The 26,506-nt window shown below is 44.5% G+C and carries 20 protein-coding genes; 5 read left to right on the forward strand and 15 right to left on the reverse strand.

The features are described from left to right. Positions 1-40: 40 nt before the first annotated feature. Entirely contained in the window at positions 41-1,147 is a 1,107-nt protein-coding gene (locus tag G8O23_RS03220) for a glycosyltransferase family 4 protein (protein ID WP_166361694.1), read from the forward strand. On the opposite strand, the gene G8O23_RS03225 is transcribed toward G8O23_RS03220, so the two are convergent. Both G8O23_RS03225 and G8O23_RS03230 read right to left on the reverse strand, forming a co-directional pair. Next, complete coding sequence (locus G8O23_RS03225) at positions 1,098-1,721, reverse strand: polysaccharide deacetylase family protein (protein ID WP_166361696.1); 624 nt, start codon at positions 1,719-1,721, stop codon at positions 1,098-1,100. The two genes, G8O23_RS03220 and G8O23_RS03225, sit on opposite strands and share 50 nt — an antisense overlap. Positions 1,722-1,744: 23 nt before the next feature. Further along, positions 1,745-4,795, reverse strand: coding sequence for a glycosyltransferase family 117 protein (locus G8O23_RS03230; protein WP_166361698.1), 3,051 nt, complete (start codon positions 4,793-4,795; stop codon positions 1,745-1,747). A gap of 135 nt (positions 4,796-4,930) precedes the next feature. Between G8O23_RS03230 and G8O23_RS03235 the strand changes: the two genes are divergently transcribed. Then, on the forward strand, positions 4,931-5,461 hold the full coding sequence (locus tag G8O23_RS03235) for an SRPBCC family protein (protein ID WP_219932383.1): 531 nt from the start codon (positions 4,931-4,933) through the stop codon (positions 5,459-5,461). Here G8O23_RS03235 and G8O23_RS03240 read toward each other — a convergent pair. Then, positions 5,458-6,858 (reverse strand): MBL fold metallo-hydrolase, encoded by a 1,401-nt coding sequence (locus G8O23_RS03240; RefSeq protein WP_166361700.1) that lies wholly within the window; start codon positions 6,856-6,858, stop codon positions 5,458-5,460. The genes G8O23_RS03235 and G8O23_RS03240 overlap by 4 nt on opposite strands. A gap of 185 nt (positions 6,859-7,043) precedes the next feature. Here G8O23_RS03240 and G8O23_RS03245 point away from each other — a divergent pair, with 185 nt between their 5' ends. Beyond that, a complete protein-coding gene (locus G8O23_RS03245; RefSeq protein WP_166361702.1) occupies positions 7,044-7,247 on the forward strand; it encodes a DUF1858 domain-containing protein in 204 nt (67 codons plus the stop codon). Positions 7,248-7,329: 82 nt separating this feature from the next. Here the strand turns inward: G8O23_RS03245 and G8O23_RS03250 are convergent, their stop codons facing one another. Further along, a complete protein-coding gene (locus G8O23_RS03250; RefSeq protein WP_166361704.1) occupies positions 7,330-9,711 on the reverse strand; it encodes an ABC transporter permease in 2,382 nt (793 codons plus the stop codon). Between the two features lie 583 nt (positions 9,712-10,294). Between G8O23_RS03250 and tnpA the strand changes: the two genes are divergently transcribed. Next, positions 10,295-10,780, forward strand: a complete 486-nt coding sequence (gene tnpA, locus G8O23_RS03255; protein ID WP_219932385.1) for an IS200/IS605 family transposase — start codon at positions 10,295-10,297, stop codon at positions 10,778-10,780. Positions 10,781-11,235: 455 nt separating this feature from the next. Here the strand turns inward: tnpA and nadB are convergent, their stop codons facing one another. From nadB to G8O23_RS03295, 8 genes are all read right to left on the reverse strand, one after another. Then, positions 11,236-12,816 (reverse strand): L-aspartate oxidase, encoded by a 1,581-nt coding sequence (gene nadB, locus G8O23_RS03260; protein WP_166361706.1) that lies wholly within the window; start codon positions 12,814-12,816, stop codon positions 11,236-11,238. Between the two features lie 240 nt (positions 12,817-13,056). Then, positions 13,057-14,382 carry a S28 family serine protease gene (locus tag G8O23_RS03265; protein ID WP_166361708.1) on the reverse strand — a complete coding sequence of 442 codons (1,326 nt, stop codon included), beginning with the start codon at positions 14,380-14,382 and terminating at the stop codon, positions 13,057-13,059. Between the two features lie 21 nt (positions 14,383-14,403). Then, complete coding sequence (locus tag G8O23_RS03270; RefSeq protein WP_166361710.1) at positions 14,404-14,937, reverse strand: phosphatase PAP2 family protein; 534 nt, start codon at positions 14,935-14,937, stop codon at positions 14,404-14,406. A 21-nt stretch (positions 14,938-14,958) separates the two neighbouring features. Then, positions 14,959-15,564 (reverse strand): lysine exporter LysO family protein, encoded by a 606-nt coding sequence (locus G8O23_RS03275; RefSeq protein WP_166361712.1) that lies wholly within the window; start codon positions 15,562-15,564, stop codon positions 14,959-14,961. Then, the gene (locus tag G8O23_RS03280) at positions 15,554-15,844 is read right to left on the reverse strand and encodes a LysO family transporter (RefSeq protein ID WP_166361714.1); all 291 of its coding nucleotides are present in this window, start codon (positions 15,842-15,844) and stop codon (positions 15,554-15,556) included. The genes G8O23_RS03275 and G8O23_RS03280 overlap by 11 nt, the downstream gene beginning before the upstream one ends. Before the next feature lie 110 nt (positions 15,845-15,954). After that, entirely contained in the window at positions 15,955-17,208 is a 1,254-nt protein-coding gene (locus G8O23_RS03285; RefSeq protein WP_166361716.1) for a TolC family protein, read from the reverse strand. A 141-nt stretch (positions 17,209-17,349) separates the two neighbouring features. After that, entirely contained in the window at positions 17,350-20,430 is a 3,081-nt protein-coding gene (locus G8O23_RS03290; RefSeq protein ID WP_166361718.1) for an efflux RND transporter permease subunit, read from the reverse strand. Positions 20,431-20,553: 123 nt separating this feature from the next. Next, positions 20,554-21,699 (reverse strand): efflux RND transporter periplasmic adaptor subunit, encoded by a 1,146-nt coding sequence (locus G8O23_RS03295; RefSeq protein ID WP_166361720.1) that lies wholly within the window; start codon positions 21,697-21,699, stop codon positions 20,554-20,556. A gap of 264 nt (positions 21,700-21,963) precedes the next feature. Here G8O23_RS03295 and G8O23_RS03300 point away from each other — a divergent pair, with 264 nt between their 5' ends. Further along, positions 21,964-23,106: an ATP-binding protein gene (locus G8O23_RS03300; protein ID WP_166361722.1), complete on the forward strand. Its 1,143-nt coding sequence runs from the start codon at positions 21,964-21,966 to the stop codon at positions 23,104-23,106. Positions 23,107-23,199: 93 nt separating this feature from the next. Here the strand turns inward: G8O23_RS03300 and G8O23_RS03305 are convergent, their stop codons facing one another. The 3 genes from G8O23_RS03305 to G8O23_RS03315 form a co-directional block, all read right to left on the reverse strand. Beyond that, positions 23,200-24,579 (reverse strand): sensor histidine kinase, encoded by a 1,380-nt coding sequence (locus G8O23_RS03305; protein ID WP_166361724.1) that lies wholly within the window; start codon positions 24,577-24,579, stop codon positions 23,200-23,202. 193 nt (positions 24,580-24,772) lie between these two features. Next, positions 24,773-25,456 (reverse strand): response regulator transcription factor, encoded by a 684-nt coding sequence (locus G8O23_RS03310; protein WP_166361726.1) that lies wholly within the window; start codon positions 25,454-25,456, stop codon positions 24,773-24,775. Between the two features lie 87 nt (positions 25,457-25,543). Then, on the reverse strand, positions 25,544-26,446 hold the full coding sequence (locus tag G8O23_RS03315; RefSeq protein WP_166361784.1) for a sugar phosphate nucleotidyltransferase: 903 nt from the start codon (positions 26,444-26,446) through the stop codon (positions 25,544-25,546). Positions 26,447-26,506 lie beyond the last annotated feature (60 nt).

Below are 26,506 nucleotides of genomic sequence, written 5' to 3' on the forward strand. Positions count from 1 at the left end.
AAAATTCTAAATCAATCTTCATATATTAATGGCCTTTTCTATGAAAATCTATGCATTTCATTTACTTAATGATTATAGCGGCAGTCCTAAGGTGCTTATGCAGCTGGCAAAGGGCTGGGTTAATAATGGACTTAAGGTATGCATAGTAACATCAACTAACAGTGCTGGTTTTTTATCTAATATTGAAGGAGTTATATATCATAACCATCACTATATATATTTTAATAATGTATTCCTTAGATTGATAGCTTTTTGCATTAGTCAATTGATAATTTTTATAAGGGCATTGGTTTTTCTCAAAAAATCTGATATAGTATATGTGAATACTGTACTGCCCTTTGCTGCTTCAATTGCTGGAAAGATTAAGGGTTGTAGAGTAATAAACCATATTCATGAGACATCTATAAGGCCTGTGTTTTTAAAAAAGTTTCTCTTCTATATCTCAAGAATATGTTCCACGGACTCAATATACGTATCGGATTTTCTATTAAAACTTGAACATAATGGGCAGAACCAGCCTCATGTTTTGCATAACGCTCTCGAACAAACCTTTGTTGAAAATGCGAAGTTTCATTTAAGATTAGAAAAAGTCCCAAAAAACGTACTAATGATTTCATCTTTAAAAGAATACAAGGGCGTCGATATATTTCTTTCGCTTACAAGTAAAAACCCTCAATTTTCATTTCGACTCGTTTTAAATGCCACAACAAAACAAGGTCGAAAATATTTTAAAAACACTCTCCCGACCAACCTTGAAATCTTTTATGCTAGCCCTCAACTTTACGAACATTATCAATGGGCTGATATAGTAGTTAACTTGTCGTTCCCCGATAGGTGGATTGAAACTTTTGGGCTAAGTGTATTGGAGGGTATGGCTTATAGCTTACCTGCTATTACTCCAAATGTTGGAGGAATTACAGAATTAGTTACGCATAATTACAATGGTTTTCAAGTAAACCCTAAGGATTTCAAAAAACTTAATGGGTTTCTTAATGAAATATTAAAAGACAGGCTGCTTTATGAGCGGATGTCTAATAATGCATTAAAAAGAACAAGATATTTTAATGAAGATTTATTTATCCAAAGAAACATAGGAATCATAAAGGATACTTGCCCACCCCCCCAAACTCCAACCCTCTACTCCTAGACTCTTCCAAAACCCTTACCAGCGCGTAGCGCATATTCGCCTCGGCTTTTACCGAGTCATGGAATACAATGATGGCGCCAGGGCGGAGGTTGTTTAGCACTATATTGGCGCAGCGTTTGGGGGTAACCCATCGGCTGTAGTCCATGCTAAGCACATTCCACATAATAATTTTGTAGCGCTGGCGGAGTTGGCGCGACTGGCTTTTTTTAATACGGCCATAGGGAGGGCGGAACAAGGTGGTGTTTAGCAAGTCGTTGGCCAAATCCACATCTTGCACGTACTGCCCCGTGGGAGTTTCCCATCCCTTAAGGTGGCTGTAACTGTGATTGCCCACGGTATGCCCCTCATCAATTATGCGCTGGAAAATATCGGGGTGCATCTCAACGTTTTTGCCCAGGCAAAAAAAGGTGGCCTTTACGTTGTACTGCTTAAGGGTATCGAGCACCCAGGGAGTAACCTCTTCGGTGGGGCCATCGTCGAAGGTTAGGTACAGCCTATTGCTATCGTTGGGAATGCTCCAAACGAAACCGGGGAAACACTTAGTAAATAGCTTGGGTGGACTTAAGTTTATCATTCCCTTTGGTCAATATCATTTATTTATCCAATGGCATCGAACAGCTCCTCAAGCTCATTCAGATGTTCTCCCTTCTCAAAGCTGTTGGCCATTTTGTAGAGTTCCTGCAAAATGTAAAGGCTAAGCTCTGTCTCGCCTCTTACCGACCCGGCTAACCTCTCAGGGAGTGATAAAAGATACACCAGCTCGTCGGCGCTCTGCTCCATGTATATTCGCGAGTACTCCGCAGCCTTCTCAATAGCTCCTGCACGGTAGTAGCCTTCAATCAACGATAGGGCAAAAAAGTTGAAGGGAACGGTCTCGGGCGGAACCACCTCCATACACCTGTCGAGCGCCTTAATGGCCATATCGTGCTTGCCTTCCTCGTTAAGTGTTCGGGCAAGGCGCCCAAAAATATTGCGGTAGTTTGATATTATCCTAGTACTATTCTCGTTGATGTAAACCTTGGGGTCAGCCAAGCTCCTGTACTGGAAATTATTCATTAGATTATCGTACATAATCTCAGAGTCTACATTACCGTAACGACCACCTACCCGCTGAACCTCTATGGGTACAATGCGATAGGCAAGCCCCTCGATCTGAAAAAACTTATCGAGATTCTGATAGGTGTCGGTGCTCACCGTGATGGCAAAGTAGACTGGTCGCTCCCAATTATTGTGAGCCATCAAATCCATCAGGAATTGGCCATCTTTAAACACATAGTTTGTGGGGATTCGCCAGCGCATAGTGTCAACCACCATATCCATCCTTTCGGGTCGTACCACTGTATTACGCTCAACCGCATCCCTGTCGACGGGTAAAAACAGGTTGCGCGAGGGGAAAAAGTCGATGGTCTGATTGCGTTCGAAGGGCGAGTTCATCTTGGTGCTAGGATTATCGCTCAGCATAAAATCAACAGCCTGCTTCACGTGCACTGGCTGGCTAATCCTGTCGGTGGCCATTACCACCTCACGCCTGCCCAGCTCTATCTGCTCCTTGGCCATGCTAACGGGTAGCGGTTCCGATTCGTATGCCTTACGCAGCATCTGATTGATATACCAGTCGGCACGCAGATAGCTAAGGTTGGCTACCCTTACATCAGTTCGTACCCCCTCAACCTCCTGAGCATACCAAAGAGGAAATGTATCGTTATCGCCGTAGGTAAAGACAATGGCATTGGGCTCGAGGTTTTCAAGTATATTGTATGCAAAATCAACAGAGATAAATGTGTTGGATCTATCGTGGTCGTCCCAATTTTCGAACGCCATTAGGCCCGGAACAAACACCAACCCAAGCCCAGTTGCTATGGCTGCACCGGGAGCTTTATCGAAAGCCTTTCGAATACCTTGGTATAGCGCCAGCACCCCCAGTCCAATCCATATGCTAAAAGCATAGAAACTACCAGCATAGGCATAATCGCGCTCGCGAGGCTGATAAGGAGTTTGGTTCAAGTACACCACAATGGCTATACCTGTGAGCACAAACAACAGGGTAACCACCCAAAAATCTTTGCGGTTACGTATGTATTGAAACGCCAAACCCGCCATACCCAGCAGTAGCGGTAGCATGTAGTATCGGTTGTGGGCTTTATTTTTAAAGGTTGCGGGGAGATCTGCCTGTGAGCCTAGTCGGGGTGTATCAACAAAGGGGATTCCGCTTATCCAGTTGCCCTTCACAGCCTCGCCGTGCCCCTGCAAATCGTTTTGCCTACCGGCAAAGTTCCACATAAAGTAACGCCAGTACATATGGCCCATCTGGTACGAGAAAAAGAATCGCAGATTCTCGCTAAATGTTGGAGCACGCCGCACCTCCGAGTCGCCACCACGGCCCGACACCCTAATGGGTCGTCCCTTAAAATTACTCCACTCCTTGTACGCCTCAATATGCCTGGGATCGGCGCTGTACATACGTGGAAAGAGGGTTTTAAATCGATTATCAAACTCCAAGTTCGATTTTCGGGTAGCCACCACGTACTTACCGTCTTTCTGTATATACTGTGGTTTCCCCTCCTTACGATTAATAACTGGCGCATCGAAAGATTGGCCAATAACCAGAGGTCTATCGCCATACTGCTCACGGTTGAGGTAGTAAAGCAGCGAGAACATATTGTCGGGGCTATTCTGATCCATTGGAGGATTGGCCGACGACCTAATAACTATAAGCGCAAACGTGCTGTAACCCATTAGTACCACAGCAAAGCTAACCAGAATGGTATTAAGTATTGGCTTGGCATGCTTGTGTGTATAAATAATTCCCCATACAATTAGCGCAGCAACTGCCAACAGGTAAAAGAACACCCCTGATTTGTAGGGCAATCCAAATCCATTAACAAATAGTAACTCGAACTTAGAGGCTAGCACAATGAACCCTTGGATAATGCCATACATCATTATCAGCAGAAGAACTACGCTAACACCTAAAGCTTTTACTATCCCCCAAGGAGTTACCTCGTACTTTTTGAAGTAGTACAGCATAACAATGGCCGGAATAGCCAGCAGGTTTAGCAGGTGAACCCCTATGGAAAGCCCCATTAGGTATGCAATTAGCACAAGCCAACGGTTCGAGTGTGGCTCATGGGAGACATTTTCCCACTTAAGGATGGCCCAAAAAACCAATGCGGTGAATAGCGATGAGGTGGCGTAAACCTCAGCCTCAACCGCCGAGAACCAGAAAGTATCAGAAAAAGTGTAGGCCAAAGCGCCCACCATTCCCGAACCCAGAATAAGTATAAGCTGAGTAGCAGAAAACTCGTTGTGCTTTACATCAACCAGCTTGCGGGCCAAGTGAGTAATGGTCCAAAAAAGAAAAAGGATGGTAAATGCACTGGCTAGGGCAGACATTGCATTGGCAAAAACCGGAATTAGCTCGGTGGTTGGAGCCAGCATGGTGAAGAACCGCATGAGCAGCATGAAGAATGGAGCCCCCGGTGGATGCCCCACCTCCAGCTTGTAGCCGCTGGCTATAAACTCGCCACAATCCCAGAAGCTGGCTGTAGGCTCAAGGGTTAATATGTAAACGATTGCCGCAATGGCAAAGGCTATCCACCCAGTGATAATATTGTACTTCTGGAAATGCTTAAGAGTAAACTGATTCATTGGTTTATATTTATATTGAAACACAAAATTACTACTTTTTATGCAACTAGCCCCATTAAAAAAACTTAACACCAACTCAATAGATATTAATAAACCTAAATATATTGCACATTTTTAAGCTTTATCGCACCTGTTTTGTTTACAATACAGAATATAACGTTAAACACAGCACTTTTTAATATCAAAAAAATGGCATTATACATTTTAAAAACAACGCAAGGATTTCAAACAACCAGTGATAAACTCTGGGACTTTATTTCATCGCCAAAAAACTTAAAAGATATCACCCCCGATTACATGGGTTTTGATATTATTTCAGACAACCAAGAACAAAGTATTTACCCTGGAATGATTATCGAATATCAAGTAAGGCCAATAATGGGCATTAAAACGAACTGGGTGACAGAAATTACCCAGGTAAAAGAGGGGAAGTACTTTATTGATGAACAAAGGTTTGGCCCCTACAAATTTTGGCATCATACCCATAAAATTATCCCCATTGAAGAAGGGGTAGTAATGGAGGACACTGTCCTCTACCTCCCTCCAATGGGAATAATTGGCAGAGTGGCCAATTCGCTCTTCATAAAAAAGCGGCTTGATCAGATTTTTGAATTTAGGAGAGCCAAGCTTCAAAAAAAGTTCGGCAACATCCCAAGCGCTAGCTAAAAGAACAAAGTATCGCCCTTGTTGGGAATATGGATACTGTTTAGGCCCTCCTGCTTTAGCTTATGCTTAAAGAACTCCATGGGTTTTAAATCGCCATGCACCAGCACGGTTTCACGAATTGCCTTAAAATCCTGACACTTGAGGAACTCAATCATCTCCTTGTAATCGCCATGGCCCGAGTACGATTCAATTCGACGGATATCGGCATTTACAGGGTACTCAAACCCGTGTATTGAGATGGTTTTGGGTTTATCCATAATGCGAGCACCCAGCGTGGCAGGAGCACAGTACCCCACAAATAGAATGGTATTTTTAGGATTACTGATATTGTTGGCTAGGTGATGCTTTACCCGACCTGCCTCGGCCATCCCCGATGCTGATATGATTACGCAGGGCTTATCGTAAGTGTTAAGGGCTTTCGACTCCTCAACGCTCTTAGTGTAACGTAAGGTGTTAAAGCCAAAGGGGTCGGGATCGGTCTCCATCACCTCCAAGATATCCTTATTAAAACAGTCGGGATGCATCCTAAAAATATCGGTAGCATTGGTGGCTAGCGGACTATCAACAAAGATATCGATCTTGGGCAGGCGACCCTGGTTGTAAAAATTATTGAGCGAGTAAACCAGATCCTGGGTTCGCCCTACGCTAAACGAAGGGATAATAAGCTTACCGCCCTTATCAACGCACGTTTCCTTTACAACGGCTAGCAAATCCTCCTCACCCCTATCGCTATCGCTGTGGAGCCTATCGCCATAGGTCGATTCACAAATTAGGATATCGGTTTGGGGAAACGGTTGAGGCGATCGCAGAATGCGATTCTCGGGTCGGCCAATATCGCCCGTGTAGGCAATGTGCTTGGTAACACCATCCTCGGTAATCTCAATGTTAGCCACGCCGCTACCCAACATATGGCCGGTATCTGTAAATTTTACTTTGATATTGTTATCGATACTAAACTTACGGTTGTAAGGAACCCCTATGAATAGCTGCATTGACTGGGCAGCATCGTCCTTTGTGTAAAGCGGCGTGACAGGGCTTAAGCCCTTACGTGCCCTCTTCTTATTGAAATACAACACATCTCGCTCCTGAATAAAGCCCGAATCGACCAGCATGATGGAACATAAATCGCGGGTGGCCGAGGTGCAAATTACCGACCCATCGAACCCCTGCTTATACAAGTAGGGAATAAGCCCAGAGTGATCGATATGAGCATGCGTTAGTATGATATGGTCTATATCTTTGGGGTCGAAACCCAAGTCGCGGTTCATCTCATCGGTCTCAAGACCTTTGCCCTGATACATCCCGCAATCGAGTAATATTTTTTTGCCGCTATTGGTGGTAATCAGGTGTTTGCTGCCAGTAACCTCACGGACGGCTCCGTTAAACTGTAGTTCCATATTATTGCGATGTGTTTGTAGTGGATTAGAAAACCTAAAGGTAGCAAATTTCATCGCAAAGCTAACCGCCAAAACCATAGCAAAAAGGTTAAGTTTAGCTATAAAAAGTTTTAAAAACCTATCTGCCAGGTTAGGTTTAAACCTTTGGCGGGGTTGAATGTTTATGGGGTAAAAGCATATCAACAATGATTACAAAGGATATACTAGTTGAAGACCTGGTGGAGGAACTACCCGACTCCGTGATTTTTCTTCGCGAAAGGGGGCTGGTTTGCATACTGTGCGGCGAACCCGTTTGGGGCACGCTAAATGAGCTGGCCAAGTCGAAAAACTTTACCGATGACCAGATTGATGAGGTTGTTGTGCAGCTGAATCGACTAAGGAACAACTAGTTTCAACTGGCAGGGCATATCATCAAATAATTGGGTACACAAATAAAGCAGTAGTACCAAATGATATGCTAATTCTATGAATTTACTCGTACCTTAGCGATTCAACTGGGTTTTTCAAGGTTGTTCTAAGTATTATTATGCTCATTATCAGATAGGCCAACACTACCACTGCAAGAACGGGAATTGCAATGCTACCAATACCTATGGCAATTCTAACTGGCCAAAGGCTATTTAGCAGTAGGCTCGACAGGTAGTAACCGCCCAAACCACCAACCACCGATGCAAGGATTACGATAATTATAAAGGGCTTGCTTATTAACCAGTTAATCCCAATTTTGCTCGATCCCAAAACCGTACGTACGCCAATTTCTTTTATCCGCTTTAATATATTTAGCGAAACCAACGTGTAAAGGGCAATTGATGATAGCACAATGGCTATTATGGCCAAAAACATATTTATAGAGGTAATGTTTTTATTCACATCCTGGGCTTCCTCATCGATTTTAACCTGCTCGAATCCCGAAAAGGGTATAAAAGGAACTAGCTGTTCCCATTCTGATTTAAGCTGATTCAGCAGCTGTGTTTGATCGGCAGCAGTAGTCCTTATCACCATAAGCGATTGGGGCTCTGGATTACGCATCCAAAAAATTATTGGAATAGGTTTACTCCAAAAGCTCATATGAAAATAGTCGGTTACGCCAACAATCTTGAGTCTAAGTGTATCAAGCCTAATTACCTGCCCTATGGGATCCTGAATCCCCAGCTCATCTGCCGTTCTCCTATCGAGCACAACCGAATTGGCAATATCCGAAGACTCAAATTCGCTTGAGAAACCACGCCCTTCAAGAAACCTCACGCCCATAGTTTCGAGATAATTAGTGCCAACCTCCATAACTCTCACCTCGGTTTTCTTCTCGCTTAATTCAATTGTTCTGGAGTATCCTCCCCAACCAATATGCTGACTGGTGTAGGCAATGGAACTAATATCGGGATGGCTTTCGTAAACAGCTTCTAAGGCATTCTTATCGACACCTGATGCCAAAGGAATGGCTAGGATCTTATTCATGTCGTAACCCATATCTACCGATTGCTGAAAACTTGCATTTTGAGCAAATACAAGGCTAGCAATAATGGCCACAACCGAAACGGTTACCTGAAACCAGAGCAAAACCTTTGCTAACCAACCTCCCTCCTTAAGCCTATACGATCCCTTAAATATATCAACCGACCTAAACGAGCTAATATAAAATGCGGAGTATGACCCAGCTAAGATTGATGTAAAAAGTAAAAGGCCAAGTAGAAATAACCAGAAACCCACATTTCCGGCAAAGGTCATCTCTAAATTCATATAAGGCCACATCTTATTGTATTCATCAATAAGGAAAATGGCAATAAGCAAGGACACTAAAAGCGCGATAAAACAAACCAATGCATTCTCGCCCAGAAATTGGGCTATAAGCTGCCCACGACTACTACCCATCACCTTGCGCACACCAATCTCTTTTAATCTTGTATTGGCAATTGAAATAGAGGAGTTCATATAGTTAAACCCGGCCAACAGAAGAATTAGAATACTCATTATTAGGGGTGCGTAAATTTGCGCTGGATGAAGATTTATCCACAGCCAGTTGGCCCAAACATCACGACTAATCTTGGTGTACTCCTTAAGGCTCATAACTTCGAACCTAGTTATAGGCCAGTCTTCACGAGCGCGATGTTGTATTTCGAGAAACCCGTTGAGCATTGACTCAATACCTGGGATATCCTCTGGATTGGGTATTGAAAGAAAAGTTGCGCCAATCCATCGTTTCCAATCCATCTCATCGACCTGATAAAGGTTGAAAAAATTCTTGAAGATGGTAACTGCATCAAAGTTCACCATACCATTCTCGGGGATATGCTCCAAAATCGCAATTACTTTAAACTCTAACGGCTCTCCATTTTCAGCAAAAAGAGTTAGACTTTCGCCAATAGCATTCTGGCTGCCAAAGTACTGCTCTGCAGTCTCATTGCTAATCACTATGCTGTTCACATCACTAAAACTCGAGATGCTTCCCCTGCTCACTGGAAATGTAAAAAGGTCGAAAAAACTATCGTCGGCAAATGCCACATTTTTTGAGAAAATTTTCGAATCAGCCTCATTACCCGACTTTACCGATAGTTGATTTGACGTGTACCTGACCACAGATTCAACCCCTGCCACACTAGTGCCCAAAGCTGGTGCTAACGAAGCTGGCGAAATCCCATAGCGTTGCTGTCGGTCATTAACCTCTCGAAAAATATTGACCTTATAAATCTTTTCTAAATTTTGGTGGGTTTTGTTGTAATCGGCCTCGAATCTATGGTTTAAATAGGCAACTATACAGCAGGCAAGGGTCGCTCCTAGCCCAAGAATATTAACAAGCACATAAAACTTATTTTTAATAATATTCCTGTATGCAAGCAAGAAAAAGGATTTTAGCATAATGATTATATGTATCTAAAACATAGGGATTGCATTATAGCGCTTATTTGCTAAGCAAAAAACAGCTTAATACAATTGTCAATACATATGCCATATATTTTTATTAATTGGTAGTCTGCCTGTTAAAGCATCATTTGTATTTTGCTGTTCTGTACGTTTGTGAACACATATGTGCGATTTTGAACCCATTAAAGGTTAAAAACTAAAGTAGGGATGCTGTTGGAAAAATCAAAATTTTAGTGTTAAAAATTGATATTTTGCCCATTTCTGTTGATTAGTAGCCAGAGATGGACAAAGCAAATTGAGTTGCCCTATCGATATGTACCACTTACGGAGGCAAGTGCTGTACCCCAGAGGGGTACGATAGCGATAGCATTAGGATTGGAACGAGATTAGCACCCCGTGGGGGTGCAATAGGTTATGGGTAAATGTTTTGGGTTTGGTATTGCACCCCCACGGGGTGCTAGATATCCCCTGCAAATTGAGTTCTATCGCTATTTCGCCTCTCTGAGGCGATTCCAAAGCTAATTTTCACCTACGAGAACTCGGGACTATTATCGTATAATACAAAAATTCAATAACTTTGGATATAAACGAAAACCATATTCCCATGGCAAACCCTTACTACCAAATCTCAATGCAACTTATTTTTGCTGTAAAACACCGTGATGCACTCATAAAAGAGGATTTTAGAGAGGACTTACATAGGTACATTGGGGGCATTCTAGTAAACCAGAAGCATAAACCGCTAGCAATTAACTCGATGCCAGACCACATCCATATATTTTTCGGGATGCATCCATGCGATATTCCAGCGTTAATTCGCGACATTAAATCAGATTCATCAACATTTGTAAATGAAAAGAAATTGTCGAAATTTAAATTTCAGTGGCAGGAAGGGTATGGTTTGTTCTCATACAGCATGTCACAACGCTCTAATGTGATTAATTATATTGACAATCAACAGGAGCATCATAAAAAGTTTTTATTCAGGGAGGAGTATTTGGATTTTTTGAAAGAGTTTGGCGTTGAGTATAGTCCCAAATATGTTTTTGATTTTTTTGAGTAGTTGGTGATGCACCCCTCGTTAGAGGGTAGATAGCGATTGAAAAAGCAAATGAACGGGAATAGCACCCCGTGGGGCTTGCCTGCTGCAAGCAAGGTGCAATAGGTTATGGGTAAATGTTTTGGTTTTGTTATTGCACCCCTGTCTGCTGTCGGCGACAGGGGTGCAATAGGTTGTGGAGGAATGTTTCGGGTTTGTTATAGCACCCCGCTGGGGTGCTAGACAAATTCTGCTAATTGAGTTCTATCGCTATTTCGCCCTGCTTGCAGCAGGCAAGCCCCACGGGGCGAGGAGATTCTTTTCGATGCTTTGTTATCGCTATGTGTCACCTAGGGCATCAATAGTTACACCACTACAAAGTATTAAACATTATCCAAAGCAAAGAATGCTAAAGCTAAAAAGTCAGGGCTTGACCTTAAGTCAAACCCTGACTAGAAATACCTTGATAATGGTATAACTTAAAACTCACTGCCCTTACTCTTGGGGTAATCGAGCGAATAGTGTAGCCCACGGCTCTCGCGCATGTTCTGGGCATTTTTTATTATCAAATAGCCCACATTAATCATGTTGCGCAGCTCGCAAAGGTTTTGGGTAAGTATCGATTTTTTGTACAGCTCTTCGGTCTCATTGTAAAGTATTCCGAGCCGAGTAAGCGCACGCTCAAGCCTAAGGTTTGAGCGGACAATGCCCACGTAGTTGCTCATCACCTGCTGCATCTCTTTGTAACTTTGGGTAATAAGCACCATCTCTTCGTTGTGAGTAGTTCCCTCGTAATCCCACGCCGGAATTTGGTTGTTAATTTTGATATTCTTCGATTTGGCAACGGCATCCTTAGCCGCCCTATCGGCATACACAACAGCCTCAATCAGTGAGTTCGATGCCAGGCGATTGGCACCGTGCAACCCGGTTGATGAGCATTCGCCAATGGCGTACAGATTTTTAATTGAGCTCTCGCCGTTCATATCCACCTTAATGCCACCGCATAGGTAGTGAGCAGCAGGCACAACAGGAATCATCTCCTTAGTAATATCAATTCCTATCGATAGGCATTTCTCGTAGATATTTGGGAAGTGATTCTTGGTATCGGCAGCATCCTTAAAGGTAACATCGAGGTACACAAATTCGTCGCCGCTAATTTTCATCTCGTTATCAATGGCACGAGCCACAATATCGCGCGGGGCCAGCGACTCCCGCTTATCGTACTTATGCATAAACTCCTTGCCGTCGGCGGTTTTTAGGATGGCGCCAAAACCTCTCATGGCCTCAGTTATTAGGAATGATGGCCGCTCGCCAGGATGGAAAAGGGATGACGGATGAAACTGGATAAACTCCATATTCTCTACCTTCCCTTTGGCACGATAAACCATAGCTATTCCATCGCCAGTGGCAACAATGGGATTGGTTGTGGTGTGGTAAATATTGCCCACGCCACCCGTAGCCATAATGGTACTCTTGGCCAAAAAGGTATCAACCTTTTGAGTTCTTAAATCGAGCACATACGCACCGTAGCACTCTGTATCGGTTTTGTGGCGTGTAACCATTTCGCCCAAGTGGTGCTGGGTAATAATTTCGACAGCAAAAAAGCGTTCGAAAACCCTTATGTTTTTGTGATCTTTAACCTTGCTGGTTAGTGCCCGTTGAATCTCGATTCCAGTATTATCCTTATGATGCAGAATACGATGCTCTGAATGACCACCCTCCCTTGCCAAATCGTACTCTCCTGTTGCTCTTTTATCGAACTTAACGCCCCACTGTATAAGTTGGTTAATTTGGGCTGGACCCTCGGTGGCCACCATCCGCACAACCTCCTTGTTACATAGCCCATCGCCACATATTAACGTATCCTCTATATGCTTCTCCACGCTGTCGGGCTCGTAAGTTACTGCTGCAATTCCACCTTGTGCATAGCGGGTGTTTGTTTCCTCAATATCGGCCTTGCTAATTAGCATAACCGTGCCTTGCTCGGCAGCCTTAAGGGCAAAGCTAAGTCCGGCAATGCCCGAACCTATTACAAGATAATCGCAGGTGTATGTGGCCATATTATTATTTTTTTGATAACCTTTTGCTTTTTGTCAGTTATAGGTTGTTCCTGCCTGCCGAAGGCAGGCAGGTCAATAAATCACCCCAGACGCTGACAGGGCTTCGCACGCTGTCAGCCTGCCTGCCCGACTAACGTGGTCAGGCGGGTAGGCAAAGGTAGGGTCTCCTCAACCTCAACCCTACCCCTATACTAATCTTCCACTATTTTTTCACAAAGATAGTTTACAAAATGTTCAACATCAATTTTTGGGCTGCTCTTCTATTTCAACCCTAAGCCACTCCTCAAGCGTTTCGTATATCATCTGCCTCATATCATCGGGGAAGTTGTGAATTCGGGTTCGGTGATCGCCCATAGGATTGATAAAACTTATGGAATTAGTATTTGGACTGGGTTCTACAGCTGTGGCGCTCCACGGATCGTACTCGCCATAGATGTAAAGCATATAGTTAGCCTTTGTGCTAATCCATCGGTTTACATCCTTCATAGGCTCGGGGTCGAATTGGGCCAAATGCCCCTTTGGCATTGTAAAGTCGAAGGTGATATTTGTGGTGTCGTCAAGATACTCACTCCACGGCTCCACCTCGTAGCCGTATGAGCCTATTTGGGTCATAGCCTGATAAAAGTATGGTCTGATGGCATCAACGCCATTATCCTCAATAAAATTGAAAGGAGCCACTCTAACCCAATGTTCAAACAGTTCGGCATCACTTGCTTGGGTTGAAGGAATCTGAGTACACTCCAAAACACCCCATTGCCAAAAGGCAAAGCTGTACTCCAAAACATTCACGTCGTAGGCACGGCTTAGGCCAAAGCCAAAAGTGTAGTTTTTTTCTGTTGCGTGCTGCTCAAGCAAGGGCATAAGCTTATCCTTACGCTTAAAGAGCTCCTCCTGAAAACTCATGACACGCTCGCGACAGGCTGGAGTGCCCACTGTCCTTAAGAACGAGTACACCCGAGGATCTTCACTACTGGAATTTAGGGGCGCCACATACGGGATGCTAACATCAACGTCGTTGGGATAAAAGTACCTTTGGTAAATGGTTGCCTGACCGCCTTTGCTTATACCCGTGGCAACCCACTTATTGGTGTAGTAGGGTTTAAAAGATTTTATTACCGTATGATGATCGGTGGCAGCCTGGTATATGTTTAGGTGCTTCCAAGGGATACTATCCTTTGGACGGCTATTCTCAAAAAAGCGGTGCTCAATATTAATTTGATTTGCCTTTAGCAGTCTGGCGGGCTCGGTTGGCCGATGAGAGTATATTTTATAACCCTCAATGGCAATCACCATAGGGCTTTCAAAATCTTTATGATTATAAACCACCCGCAAAGGGAATTTGCCTGCCTCAGGATTTTTATGATCGAGCGGCATAGAGAACCACAGCTCCCACGTTTCGGCAAACAGGGTTGTATCGCCCTCAATTTGCTTTAGGCTGTCGATAGATGAAATGCGCGAAAGCACATCGTGAACCGACTCGGGCTTGGGGGTGCAACCTGCAAGCATTAGCGCTACCAGCGCAATAGGCAATAGGAATAAGCGCAGTTTTAATAATTTAGTTTTCATAGACATACTTTTTAAGATTTGCTAAAATACCATACTAAAGTTTAACGTGTATGCTTCGCGCTGTCGACCAAAGCTAAGGTTTACCTTTTGGGTAAATGGCTTTGCAAAGATATACGAGCTGGCAATGCCTACCGCTGCGCCGCCAAGAATATCCCAGTAATCATGCTTATTGGCGTGCACCCTTGTGTAACCCGTATATCCGGCCAGCAGGTATGCTGGTGCTCCCGCTTTCCACCCAAACTTACGGCGGATAAACTCGGCCCCCATAAAGGCCCGCGAGGCGTGCCCCGATGGAAAAGCGTGGCTCTCGCCATTGGGACGCTCCTTGTTTACTGCATATTTTAGGGCGTAGGTAGCAACCGTTGAAACTCCTGCAGCCCAAATAAATTGCTTGCTTCCGGCTAGTTTCTCCTCGGGGCAAACAATTGTGGCACCAAAAGCAGCACCGGGCAGAGCCAGGTGCATAATATCGCCCGATAGCTCAACCCAATCGGTTTGGGCTTTAACTTGGTTTGTAGCAAGCAGAAAAATAATGATTGGTAATATATGTCTCATCCACAAAATATTAAAAAGTATCTAAAACCCACCAAGCACCAAAGTTACCAAAAATGGTACCAGTATGGTAAGTACAATGCCATGAAATAGCGACACCATAGCGTACTCCTTACCCGATGCCTTAGATATAATGGGTAAGGTGGTATCCATGCTGGTTGCTCCGCCCGAGGCTATGGGCGCAATTTTACCAAACAGCACGGCAAATATTGGCGCAGCCAAAAGGGTTATTACCTCGCGCATTACGTTGGCAAGTAGTGCCACAACGCCCAGCTCCTCGCCCCGCAGCTCGGTTATAAATATGCTCGACAGGCTGTAGTAGCCAAAACCGTAGCCAACGGCCAGTATATCGTAGAAATTAACATCCGATAGCAACAGGTACACCCCGCTAACGCCAAGCGTGGTGCCAACCACTGTAACTAGCGGCACCATCAATATTCTAAAATTGAACTGGCTTAGGGCTTTAAGCGAGTTCGGGTCGGCACCAATGCCAGTGCCCACCAAAAACATCAACAGGTAAAGCGCCCAGTGGCTAAAATCGTTGTGAATAAGCAAATCGGGTATAAATTGAAATAGTCCCAGCAGCACACCCGCTGCAAAAAACGATAAGATTATAAGGCTACCCTTCATGCTCGCTGTCTTTAGGTGCAAACCATAAACGATATGCCAGCCAGGCCACCAATACGCTTCCCATCACACCACCCATCGAAATTAGCAATGCCTTTAGGCCAAGCGTGGGCAAATTTTTTACTATCACCTCGTTGGTACCAATGGCAATGCCAAGCAAAAAAAGCAGCAGGTATATGGCCCACATGGTGAGCTTGTCGGCCAGCCTAACCCATAGCTTACGGTTACGGATTAGGTAGCCCAACACAATACCCAAGCACATTATTATGATTACGGTGACCATATGTACTCTCTAATAAAACTAAAGAAAATAACATTAGTATTCATATGCAAATATGGTCATTCTCTCAATTTGTCCATCCATATGGTTAAAGAAATGCTGTAGAACATTATCTAAAAATCAATCAACCACTGCCCCGACACCTTAGATAGTTCAGTAAGCGACTTGGCGTAATTCGATAGCGTTTCGTAGTAATTCATATAGGTTTCGTTCATGGTGCGTTGCGCTTCTAGCACTTCAAGTAGCGATACATCGCCACGTTGGTAGCTGTAAACAATGGCATCGCGAACCTTCTCGGCATCCTGTAAGATGCTCTCGGTGAAGAGAAGGCGTTTTTGCGAAAGCAATCGGTGCTTGTTCCAAGCACTATGCAACCCCACCTCGGCATCGAGAATGGTGGCTTTGAGTTCGGTTTGCGACTGCTCGAACTCAATTTGGCTTAGCCTAAATTCTCCCCGATTAAACCCCGAAAAGGTAAGCGGGATAACCACTCCAGCATACATCACGGGGAAGCCAGGTGATGGTCGCAGGGCCTCCTCGTTGTGGTAGCCTGCGATTAGGGAAATGTTTGGCAATCGCTCGGCACGGGCAAGCCGAATGGCGAACTCATGAGCGTTAACCCTGTGCTGTGCAGCCAGAATATCGGACCTTGTGGTAATGGTTTGATTCAGCAAATCGTCGAAGTTGGCTATGGTAGCCTTCATAACAGGGTCGCCCATAAAAACCAGCGAGTCGGTTGTGCGTCGTCCCATTAGGAAGTAAACATCGCCTAGTAGTTCGGTATAATCGGCTAGTACATCGAAAAGCTCTGCCTGATGGTTACGGGCCTCAATGCGGGTTTGAATCAAATCGATTTCGCCAATTTCGCCCACCTCGTAAAGCGCTTTGTTTATGTCGATAAGCTGGTTTAACTGCTCAAGGGTGATGTTCATCCGCTCAACTATTCGCTGGTGCGCCAGCACCTCGATGTAGGTTGTGGCAGCCTCGGCCCTTAGGTGACGAAGAAAATCGTCGAAGGTTGCCTCGGCGGCATACTTCTCTGCCCTTGCCTGACGGATACGATATCTTCGTTTGCCAAACAGCTCAATGGGAACCTCCAGCTCAAAGGATATATTTCGGGGGAAACCCGAAAAATCGTCATTATCGAACATGGGCGATATCATCTCCAGCTCAGGGTCCTCAAAAACCCTAGATGCTGCAAGGGCAGCCTCAGCAGCCGATACCTCGTACTGCTCAATTATCAGGTCGAGGTTGTTGGCTAGCACTATTCTTAGAAAATCATTGAAGCGAAGTTCTTGAGTTGGACGTTGTGCGAGCAGCGCGTTAGTAAACGCTAATATGGAAATAGCTATAAGTATTCTTTTCATGGTAGTTAGTATTTATGGTATGCAGATATGGTGAAACACAGAGACACAGGGTTGCTTGATTTTTAAAAGGTTCGGGCACTGAGGCTCTCGAAGTTCACTATGCAAGCAAAAACCAGCTACAAACCCATCTGAGTTCATCTTCTAATCTGCGTCATCTGCGTTCTGTCTTTTCTCTATTAAATAGTATATCACCGGTAGCACAATCATTGTTAGTATTGTTGCTGATATTAGTCCTCCCATCACAACTGTGGTTAGGGGTCGTTGGATATCGCTTCCCACGCCAAAGGCGAATGCAGCTGGCAGTACACCAAACAGCGTGGTGGTGGCGGTTATAAGTACTGGGCGTAATCGTTGGGTTGCTCCCTCAAGTACGGCATCTTTTATACTTCTATCCATCTTGTTCTTAACCCTGTTGATGTTGGATATAAGGATTACCCCGTTTTGTACAGCCAATCCCGATAGGGCTATGAAACCCACAATACTTGCCACGTTTACAGTCATTCCCCTGAATTGCAACGCAAGCAAACCGCCAAGGATGGCAAGGGGTAGTGAGGCGAGAATGATGGAGGGATGCCTTATCGTTCCAAATTCGGAGTAAAGGAGTAGGAATATTATTCCCAGTACCATTGCAAGTATTATGAGCGCACGTCCCTCGGCACGTTCCTTATTCTCGAACAGCCCGCCCCATTCAAGGGAGTATAAATCCCTATCGAAATGAACTTTTTCCTCAATTGCAATCTGTGCCTCCCTGAAGAAATGGGAGAAATCGCGCCCACGAAGGTTCAGCTTCACGGTGGTGTTCCTGCGGTTCATCTCTCTGGATATGGTGCTTTCACCAGTTGTCAATACAATGTCGGCCACCTGCGAAAGAGCCACCGATGCTCCATCGGGCGAGGTAAGCATTAGGTTCCCAATTTTTTCGGGTGTGTTGCGCATATGCTCGGGATAGCGGAGAATCACATCGTAGCGGCGTTGTCCAAGGAATATCTCGGATACGGGCTGTCCTCCAATACCCACCTCAATGAGTTCAGAAATTTGTGAAACATTAAGGCCGAAGCGAGCTGCTGCTTCCCTGTTGATAACAATTTGCATCTGAGGTAGTGGAGGTTCTTGGTCGATGGCAAGGTCAACGGCTCCCTCAACGGTTTCCAGCACGGCAAGAATGTCCTCGGCAATTCGGCGGGTTTCAACAAAATCTTCGCCAAACACCTTCACAACCAGTTCGCTGTGAGCACCAGCCACCTTATCGTTCACGCCATCAATCATGGGCTGCGAAAACCCAACCGTCATCCCAGGTATTTGCTGAAAACGCTTGTCCATCTCGTCAATGAGTTCCAACTTGCTTCGTCTTGGCTGCCAAGTATTGTATGGGTGTAGTACAACCATTGATTCGATATGCGAAGGGGTGAAAGGGTCCGTGCCGTCATCGTTTCGCCCCAATTGGGTTACTATATGCTTCACCTCTGGAAACTCCCGTACAACCCTTCTAAGTTCAGCTGCCATTTCGGTCCCCTTCTCCATGGATATGCCTACTGGTAGTTTTACCTGAAGCCAAATGGAACCCTCGTCGATGTAGGGTAAGAACTCTTTCCCAATGCGGTTAAAAACAAAACCAGTAAGCACCACAGCCATAATAGCAGGAATAATGGCGTAGCGTGGGTAGTTGAGCAAGAACGACATTAATGCGTTATATTTTCTTTTGAGCCACTCCAAGGGCTTGTTCACAAACACTTTGGATGGTTTCCTGTATGCCCAAAGCATTAATCCTGGGATTACAGCAAGAGAGAATAGTAAAGCACCACCTAGTGCATATGCAACGGTGTATGCCATTGGTATAAAGAACTTTGCCTCAATTCGCTCAAATGCAAATAGCGGGATGTGAGCAGCGATAATAATAAGAACAGCAAAGAAAATGGGCTTGGCAACCCTAAGGGTGCTCTCAGCCACCCGTTCCTCGGTGAAGGTTTCGTTTGGGTTCTTCTCTCGCCTTGCCTGCAGCGCCTCAACAATAACGATGGCCGCATCAACGAGTATCCCAAAACTAAGCGCACCAAGCGATAGGAGGTTTGCAGGAATATCTGTAACGAACATTAGCGCGAACGATACCAGCATAGCAAATGGAATCACCAACGCTACAACTAGCGCAGATTTTACGCTGCCCATGAAAAGTAGCAGGATTAGCACAACCAGCCCAATGCCCTGAAGCAAAGTAAACGATACTGAAAGTGTGGTTTGCTGTATAAGCTCGGTGCGGTCGTAGTAGGGGTCAATCCAAACACCATCGGGAAGGATTTTATTATTGAGTTCATCCACCATTCTATTCACATTGGCAAGAACGGGCGATGGGTCCTGATGCCTAAGCAGCACTACGATACCTTGCACCAAATCGTCATCATCGTCGCGCCCAAGCATGCCGTTTCGCTCCATGGCACCCAGCTTCAGCTCACCCAAATCGCGAAGGAAAATTGGCGTTCCGCCAATGGATGTTACCACCACATTGCCCAAATCCTCTAGGGAACGCACAAGGCCTATTCCCCTAATAACATAGGCTAAATCGCCCCTGTTTACTCGTCCACCTCCAGCGTTTGAGTTATTATCTTCAACGGCCTCAATCACATCTTCCAGCGAAAGACCATACTTTTGCAATTTTTCTGGGTCTAGTTCACACTGAAACTGCGTGGTTTCGCCACCATGCGTTACCACTTCGGCAACGCCGAAAATCTCTCGGAGTTTTGGTATCACAACCCAATCCTGCAACTCACGTAGTTCTCTTTGGCTGTAGATATCGGAGTGAAGGGTGTAGCGGTATATCTCGCCAGTTGGACTAGTTAGCGGCTCAAGCTCAGGCTCTGCACCATCGGGAAGTTCAGCCTCAATAAGTCTTTCGCGTATTAGCTGACGGGCAAAGTAGTCGTCCATGCCATCGGCAAAAACGAGGGTTATCATGGATAGCCCGAACGTGCTCTTAGAGCGCATTACCACTAGCCCGGGCATACCGTTTAGCGCCCTTTCGAGAGGAATGGTTATTTGCTCCTCAATGGTTTCGGCGGCATGACCAGGGTACTGGATTACCACCATCGATGTAACATCGGCAATGTCGGGATAAGCATCAATCTCAAGGCGAGTAAAGGAGTAGTAGCCAAAAACGCCCAGCATGGCGAAGAGTGCTACCATTATCCCGCGCTTGGATAGGCAATATCTTATGAATTTTTCTATTAGCATAGTTTCTTATTACCAGTTGTCGGTTATCAGTTATCAGTTGTCAGTTATCAGTTATCGGTTATCGGTAGTCTGTTGGACTTCCGTCTTCCAACTTCCGACTTCGGACTTCCGTCTTCCAACTTCTTAAGGTAGCATCATAGCATTATGGGTTATTATCATCTCGCCTTCGTGCAGGCCATCTAGAATGACAAGCTTTCCATCTACCAGTTCACCGGTTTTTACCTTTCTCATTTCGAAAGTGAATGGCTCGGTTTGAACGTACACGTAGTTGTAGTCCCTTCGTTGAAGAACGGCTGTGGACGCAAGAACAATTGCTGATGTTGGCTCAGAAAGGAAACGAACGGATGCAAACATACCTGGTTTTAGCTTAAGGTCCTGATTGTCGAACTCAATAACTACGCGGGTTGTGCGGGTTTCCTCATCGAGAATGTCGTTTACGAACAGAACCGTTCCTTCATAGAGTTCGCCAGGATATGCTGCGAATCGAGCATTAACAACGGCTCCAGGGTTCACAAACCTGATATCCTTCTCCTGAATGCTAGCCGTTATCCATACCTTACTCAGGTCGGCAATTATCATTAGTGGCTCTTCAGGCTCTGCAATAAATTCGCCTGGGGCAACATCAAGATCAACTACACGCCCATTGATTGGTGAACGCACTAGAAGAGGCTTGCCAATCTTGTCCTCATCAATGCCCATGATCTTCATTTTGAGTGATGCTCCCTCCATCTCGCTTTGTGCTATCTCAAACTCGGTGCGGGTTTCTTCAACCTCACGGAGCGGGGCAATTCCTCGTTGATGCAAATCTTCCACTCGGCGGAGTTGCCTCTCGGCTTGGGTTAGCTCACTTCTTGCGCTAATGAATTCGGTTTGCACCTCGGCGATATCGGGCGAGTAGATCTCGAATAGCGATTGGCCTGTTCGAACGCTCTGCCCCATATTTACAAATAGCTGCACAATGCGTCCACCCGCTGGCGGAAAGATGTTGGCTCTCATTGAGGGCTTTGCCACCACCGTTGCCGGGGCTGATACCTCGCGCCTTATGATCTTGCTGGTGGCATTCCCAACCCTAATGCTTTCGCGAATGGGCGATGTTTCGGGGATGAAAATCTTCCCGTTAACCCTTTCGAACTGCGCTGGAGCATCGGGCTCTTGTGCCACCCTTCTTAGCTGTGGGATAATCACCACTGCCAATAGAGCGATTATCACCACACCAAGGATGATGTTTCGGTTACGAGCAGCTTTGCTCTTTTTGGGATTGTTAGTCATAGTATTTTGGTGTTATTGATTTGCCGAAAAAATTGAGGCACAAAACTACAAAAGCCCCGCTTAGGGGGCTGTTAGAGGATTATTAGAAAGTTATTAGAAAATCATTAGAGTTTGGGGTTTGATTTGCTCAAACTAATTTTTCAACTAAATGAATTAAATTGACCAAATGCGACATTCGATCAAAATAAAATGAGAATAATTAGGTGAAAATAATTTAATACTTTATATTTACTGCGTATATTTAAATACATACTTTATATTATCATGTATATAAGATTACAAACATTCGAAGGGATAGGGAGAGAATCTGCATTTTTATGGGGAGCACGGCAAACAGGGAAAACCACATTGTTAAAGCATCTATTTCCCGATTCAATCTACATCGACTTGCTTCTGAACTCAGAGTTTTTGCGTTTCACACAAAATCAAGACTTATTGAGTCAGATTGTTGAAGTGAACCAAACTAACAAACCTGTTATAATTGATGAAATACAGCGCATACCGCAGCTTCTTAACGAGATTCACTGGCTTATAACAAACAAATCGGTTCAATTTATTTTAAGTGGCTCTAGTCCGCGAAACATTCTTCGATCAGGGGTTAATCTGCTTGGCGGAAGAGCGCTGAGGTATGAACTTTACCCTTTTGTTTTTAATGAGATAGAGAATTTTGACTTAGTAAAAGCCCTAAATTTCGGACTAATACCTAGGCATTATCTTTCTGCAAATCCCAAAAAATTAATATCAGCATACATAGGTTCCTACCTAAAGGATGAAATTAGTGCTGAGGCCAAGCTAAGGAATATAAATGCCTTTGCAAAATTCTTAGAAAGTGCAGCATTCTCCAACGGCGAAATTGTCAACTACTCAAATATTGCCACCGATTGCGGGGTAAGCTCCGTAACGGTTAAGGAATATTTTCAAATTCTTGAAGACACCTTGATAGGACGATTCCTGCCTGCTTACACCAAAAAAGCGAAACGAAGAGTGATAAGCTCACCCAAATTTTACTTTTTTGATATCGGCATTGCGAACTTTTTACTGAAAAGGCATAATATTGATTTTAGGAGTGAAAGTTTTGGGAGCGCTTTCGAGCATTTTATCTATCTCGAATTATTTGCTCACAGCAGGTATAGCGATTTGAATTATGACATTAGCTACTGGAGAACTGCAAGCCAAATAGAGGTTGACTTTATATTGGGCGATGCCGAAATTGCCCTAGAGGTAAAAGCAACAGAAATGATTAGTTCAAGACATATTAAAAGTTTAAAGCAATTTGCCGATGAGTTTAAGCCCAAAAGGCTAATTGTGGTTAGCAACGATAAATACTATCGGAAAATGGAAGATGTGGAGATTATGCCCTATGCGTTCTTCTTAAAAGAGCTTTGGAGTGGGCGAATAATTATATGAACCTGTCAGTTTTGCAAGTACCACAAGAATACCGTGTTTGTGCTTAAATTCTCCTTTGAGGTTCTGTTTGCTCAGTTCTTCCACCATCTTTCTTCACAGAGTGCTAGGCAAGCATTCGAAAATTACGCAAAATTCGGCGCCTTGCCCTTGGGCCGATTTTACCCTGATTGAGCCTTTGTGAAGTTGAACAATCTTTTGAGTTAAAGGCAACCCAATTCCATATCCAGCCGAGATTGACTTGTTAGCCCCCCTGTAAAATGGCGTAAAGATATTTTCCAACTCTTCTTCGGAGATTCCAACGCCATTATCAATAAACTTTAATGTTACATCACTTTTATCTACCTCAATTGAAACCATACACCGGCTATCCTCAGAGAACTTGCATCCGTTCTCCAACAGGTTGGCAAATGCCACGGTTAGCAAATATTGGTTGCCGCTAATGGTTAGCTTCTGGTCATCGTCAAAATTTTGCTCAAAGCGGATATCGATAGAATATGTAGGGTTAAGTCGTAATACTTGATGACGGGCATCTAGAACCAGCTCATCAACCCTTAGAGGTTTAAACTTTATCTCGGTGGGGTCGTAGCTGGCTTTGGCTAGATCGAGCAGACTGTTAGATAACTTAACCAGCTTGCGGGCATCGTTAAGGGTATTCTCAATGGCAGTTCTATACTCCTGAGTATTTTTCTCCTTGCCTAACGAGAGTTCCAACTCTGCAATTATGGCTGAAAGCGGTGTTCGTAACTCGTGCGATATGTTGTAAACGAACTGCTTTTGCGCATCGAAGGAGTTCTCAAGACGGTCGAGCATCTCGTTGAAAGTATTTGACAGCTCCGATAGCTCATCCTTCTTTTCGCTCGATTTTAGCCTAAGGTCGAGGTTGGTTGCAGTGATAGATTTTGCATTGCTTATTACCTCCTTTATGGGTGCAAAGGCTCTTTTTGAAAGAAACAATCCCAAGAGGTAAAGCACCACTATGGATAGGGATGAAAGGACGAAAAGCGTTTGCCTAAGATTATGTAGTTTGGTGTATCCATAACCATCGAAAGCAGCCGCAGTGATGGCGTAGGTTTCCTGATTATTTGTATAGGTTATGCCAATTACCTGCCAATCGTTTTGCATGAATCGTAACTCGCCGTTCTGCATAATTTGGTTTATCATCTCCTCGGTTTCCTGCACTATATCAATATCAACAGCATCGTGATACAGTAGCTTGAAGCGCCTATCGTAAATTGCCACCTCCACCTCGTTTATCACCTCACGATTCATTCGGTAGATGCTTTGCAGAGTTAACGTATCCACATTGGCTTCGAAAAAGAGGTTGGCTTTGGTAATGGCTTCATCCTTTAACAGGTTAAAGAATTCTCTTTCCCTGCTATGCTTCGAAGAGTAGTACACCACCGATGCGAATGCCAATAGAATTGTGGCGGTTATCAGGGTGAAGAGGATTGTTATTTGGGTTCTTAATTTCATGGTTTCTTTTTTTAGAACGCTGATGACGCAGATCTAGCAGACACACACGGATTTTTCTATTTCAAATCTCTCTTATCAGCGTTTATACGCTTAACCTGCCCGCGGCAGGCGGGTCTGCGTCATCTGTGTTCTATTTTCAAATCCTTATCTGCGAAAACCCCTTAAATCAGCGTCATCTGCGTTCTATATCCCATTATTGTTCCATTCTCAACACAAACCCCATCCCCGACTTTGTATGTATTAGCTTACTATCAAACTCCTTATCAACCTTTTTGCGTAAGTAGTTAATGTACACATCAATAAAATTTGTCCCAGTGTCGAAGTGGGTATCCCATACCTTCTCGGCAATCTCGGCTCGCGATAGCACACGTTCGGGGTTTAGCATGAGGTATTCAAGTAGTTTGAACTCCTTTGGGGTTAAGTCAATCTCGACTCCATTCCGAGTTACCTGCTTAGTATTTTGGTTCAACTCTAGATCGGCGTAGCGAACTATCGGACTTGTTTCCACACTCCTCGATGCCCTGTTGAGCAGAGCCTTTATGCGCACCACCAGCTCTCGCATCTCAAAGGGTTTTACAAGGTAGTCGTCGGCACCTGCATCGAATCCCTCAACCTTATCGTCGGTGGTGCCCAATGCTGTAAGCATAATAATTGGGGTGCTCGGTTTTGCCCTGCGGATTTCTTTGCAAAGCTCAAGCCCATCGATTTTTGGTAGAATAATATCGGTGATAATTAGGTCAAACTCATTGCTCAGAGCCAATTTTTTCCCTAACAGTCCATCGTAGGCAAGAGTGGTTTTGAAGCCCTGCTCATCGAGGCCTCGCTTTATTAGCTCAGCCACCCGAAGGTCGTCTTCTATGATTAAAATCTTATTCATTGTAACAATAAGTAAACTTCCAAAAAGATACTTAGAGCATATTAATCAAAAAGTAGAGCCAGCAAAACGATCTACACCAAGAGCAACTTAGGTTAATGGCGATGGGTATTCGCCCTTCTCAACCAGCAATTTTAGGCTGCTCATCACCACGGGTTTATCGCCGGGGTAGGTAACACCAAACCATTGCGAGGTGGTGGGTAGCACCTTGCAGGTTGCCTTGCCATTCTTTATAAGATGATTTACCACCGTTGGGATGTAGAACTCGGCCTTGGGATTGGCCAACGAACCGCTCAGGAACTCGCTAAGCATTGAGTCGATATGACCAAAGAAGTTGGGGGTAAATCCCCAAAAATTCATCGATACCAACGAATTTTCATCCACAGTAACCATTTCGCCGTTCTCGTTTTTAAACTTTACCACATTGTCGATTCGTTCAATGTGCGTACGCTCCACCACATCGCTAAGGAACGATTGGGTATCGACACTACAAACGCCTCGCGATACAGAGCCCTGGTCGCTTAATGTATTTTTAAGATGATATCCAAGCATAAAGTACTCGCCCTCTTGTAACGATCCGTTGGCTAGCGCCTTGGCAAGCACGCTAAAAGCATTGGCTCCATAAAAATCGTCGGCATTGATAACAGCAAAAGGTTCCTTTACCGCATTGCGGCAAACCCAAACGGCGTGTGCTGTACCCCAAGGTTTAACCCTATCGGGCGGACATGCAATGCCTTCGGGGAGCATATCGAGCTCCTGAAAAACAATTTCGTATGGCACCTTGCCATCGAATCGCTTGCCAAATACTTCAAGAAAATCTTTCTCAATATCCTTGCGGATAACAAATACCACCTTACCAAATCCAGCGCGGAGCGCATCAAAAACGGAGTAGTCAATTATGGTTTCGCCATTAGGACCAACGGCATCAACCTGTTTAAGGCTGCCGTAACGGCTGCCCATTCCGGCAGCCAGAATTATAAGTGTAGGTTTCATCATCAAATTCATTTTAAAAAAATTGAATACAAAAATGGGAGAAAAGGCCGAAGAAAAAAA

It is taken from the genome of Perlabentimonas gracilis, assembly GCF_011174675.1.
Taxonomy (GTDB): domain Bacteria; phylum Bacteroidota; class Bacteroidia; order Bacteroidales; family Tenuifilaceae; genus Perlabentimonas; species Perlabentimonas gracilis.

Excerpts from the sequence above, each read along its gene's own strand:
- G8O23_RS03265 (WP_166361708.1), bottom strand. The coding sequence starts at position 14,382 with ATGAAAACTAAATTATTAAAACTGCGCTTATTCCTATTGCCTATTGCG.
- G8O23_RS03250 (WP_166361704.1), bottom strand. The coding sequence starts at position 9,711 with ATGCTAAAATCCTTTTTCTTGCTTGCATACAGGAATATTATTAAAAAT.
- G8O23_RS03240 (WP_166361700.1), bottom strand. The coding sequence starts at position 6,858 with ATGGAACTACAGTTTAACGGAGCCGTCCGTGAGGTTACTGGCAGCAAA.
- G8O23_RS03225 (WP_166361696.1), bottom strand. The coding sequence starts at position 1,721 with ATGATAAACTTAAGTCCACCCAAGCTATTTACTAAGTGTTTCCCCGGT.
- G8O23_RS03280 (WP_166361714.1), bottom strand. The coding sequence starts at position 15,844 with ATGGTCACCGTAATCATAATAATGTGCTTGGGTATTGTGTTGGGCTAC.
- G8O23_RS03305 (WP_166361724.1), bottom strand. The coding sequence starts at position 24,579 with ATGAAATTAAGAACCCAAATAACAATCCTCTTCACCCTGATAACCGCC.
- G8O23_RS03290 (WP_166361718.1), bottom strand. The coding sequence starts at position 20,430 with ATGCTAATAGAAAAATTCATAAGATATTGCCTATCCAAGCGCGGGATA.
- G8O23_RS03270 (WP_166361710.1), bottom strand. The coding sequence starts at position 14,937 with ATGAGACATATATTACCAATCATTATTTTTCTGCTTGCTACAAACCAA.
- G8O23_RS03245 (WP_166361702.1), top strand. The coding sequence starts at position 7,044 with ATGATTACAAAGGATATACTAGTTGAAGACCTGGTGGAGGAACTACCC.
- G8O23_RS03285 (WP_166361716.1), bottom strand. The coding sequence starts at position 17,208 with ATGAAAAGAATACTTATAGCTATTTCCATATTAGCGTTTACTAACGCG.
- nadB (WP_166361706.1), bottom strand. The coding sequence starts at position 12,816 with ATGGCCACATACACCTGCGATTATCTTGTAATAGGTTCGGGCATTGCC.
- G8O23_RS03230 (WP_166361698.1), bottom strand. The coding sequence starts at position 4,795 with ATGAATCAGTTTACTCTTAAGCATTTCCAGAAGTACAATATTATCACT.
- G8O23_RS03315 (WP_166361784.1), bottom strand. The coding sequence starts at position 26,446 with ATGAAACCTACACTTATAATTCTGGCTGCCGGAATGGGCAGCCGTTAC.
- G8O23_RS03275 (WP_166361712.1), bottom strand. The coding sequence starts at position 15,564 with ATGAAGGGTAGCCTTATAATCTTATCGTTTTTTGCAGCGGGTGTGCTG.
- G8O23_RS03310 (WP_166361726.1), bottom strand. The coding sequence starts at position 25,456 with ATGAATAAGATTTTAATCATAGAAGACGACCTTCGGGTGGCTGAGCTA.
- G8O23_RS03300 (WP_166361722.1), top strand. The coding sequence starts at position 21,964 with ATGTATATAAGATTACAAACATTCGAAGGGATAGGGAGAGAATCTGCA.
- G8O23_RS03295 (WP_166361720.1), bottom strand. The coding sequence starts at position 21,699 with ATGACTAACAATCCCAAAAAGAGCAAAGCTGCTCGTAACCGAAACATC.
- G8O23_RS03220 (WP_166361694.1), top strand. The coding sequence starts at position 41 with ATGAAAATCTATGCATTTCATTTACTTAATGATTATAGCGGCAGTCCT.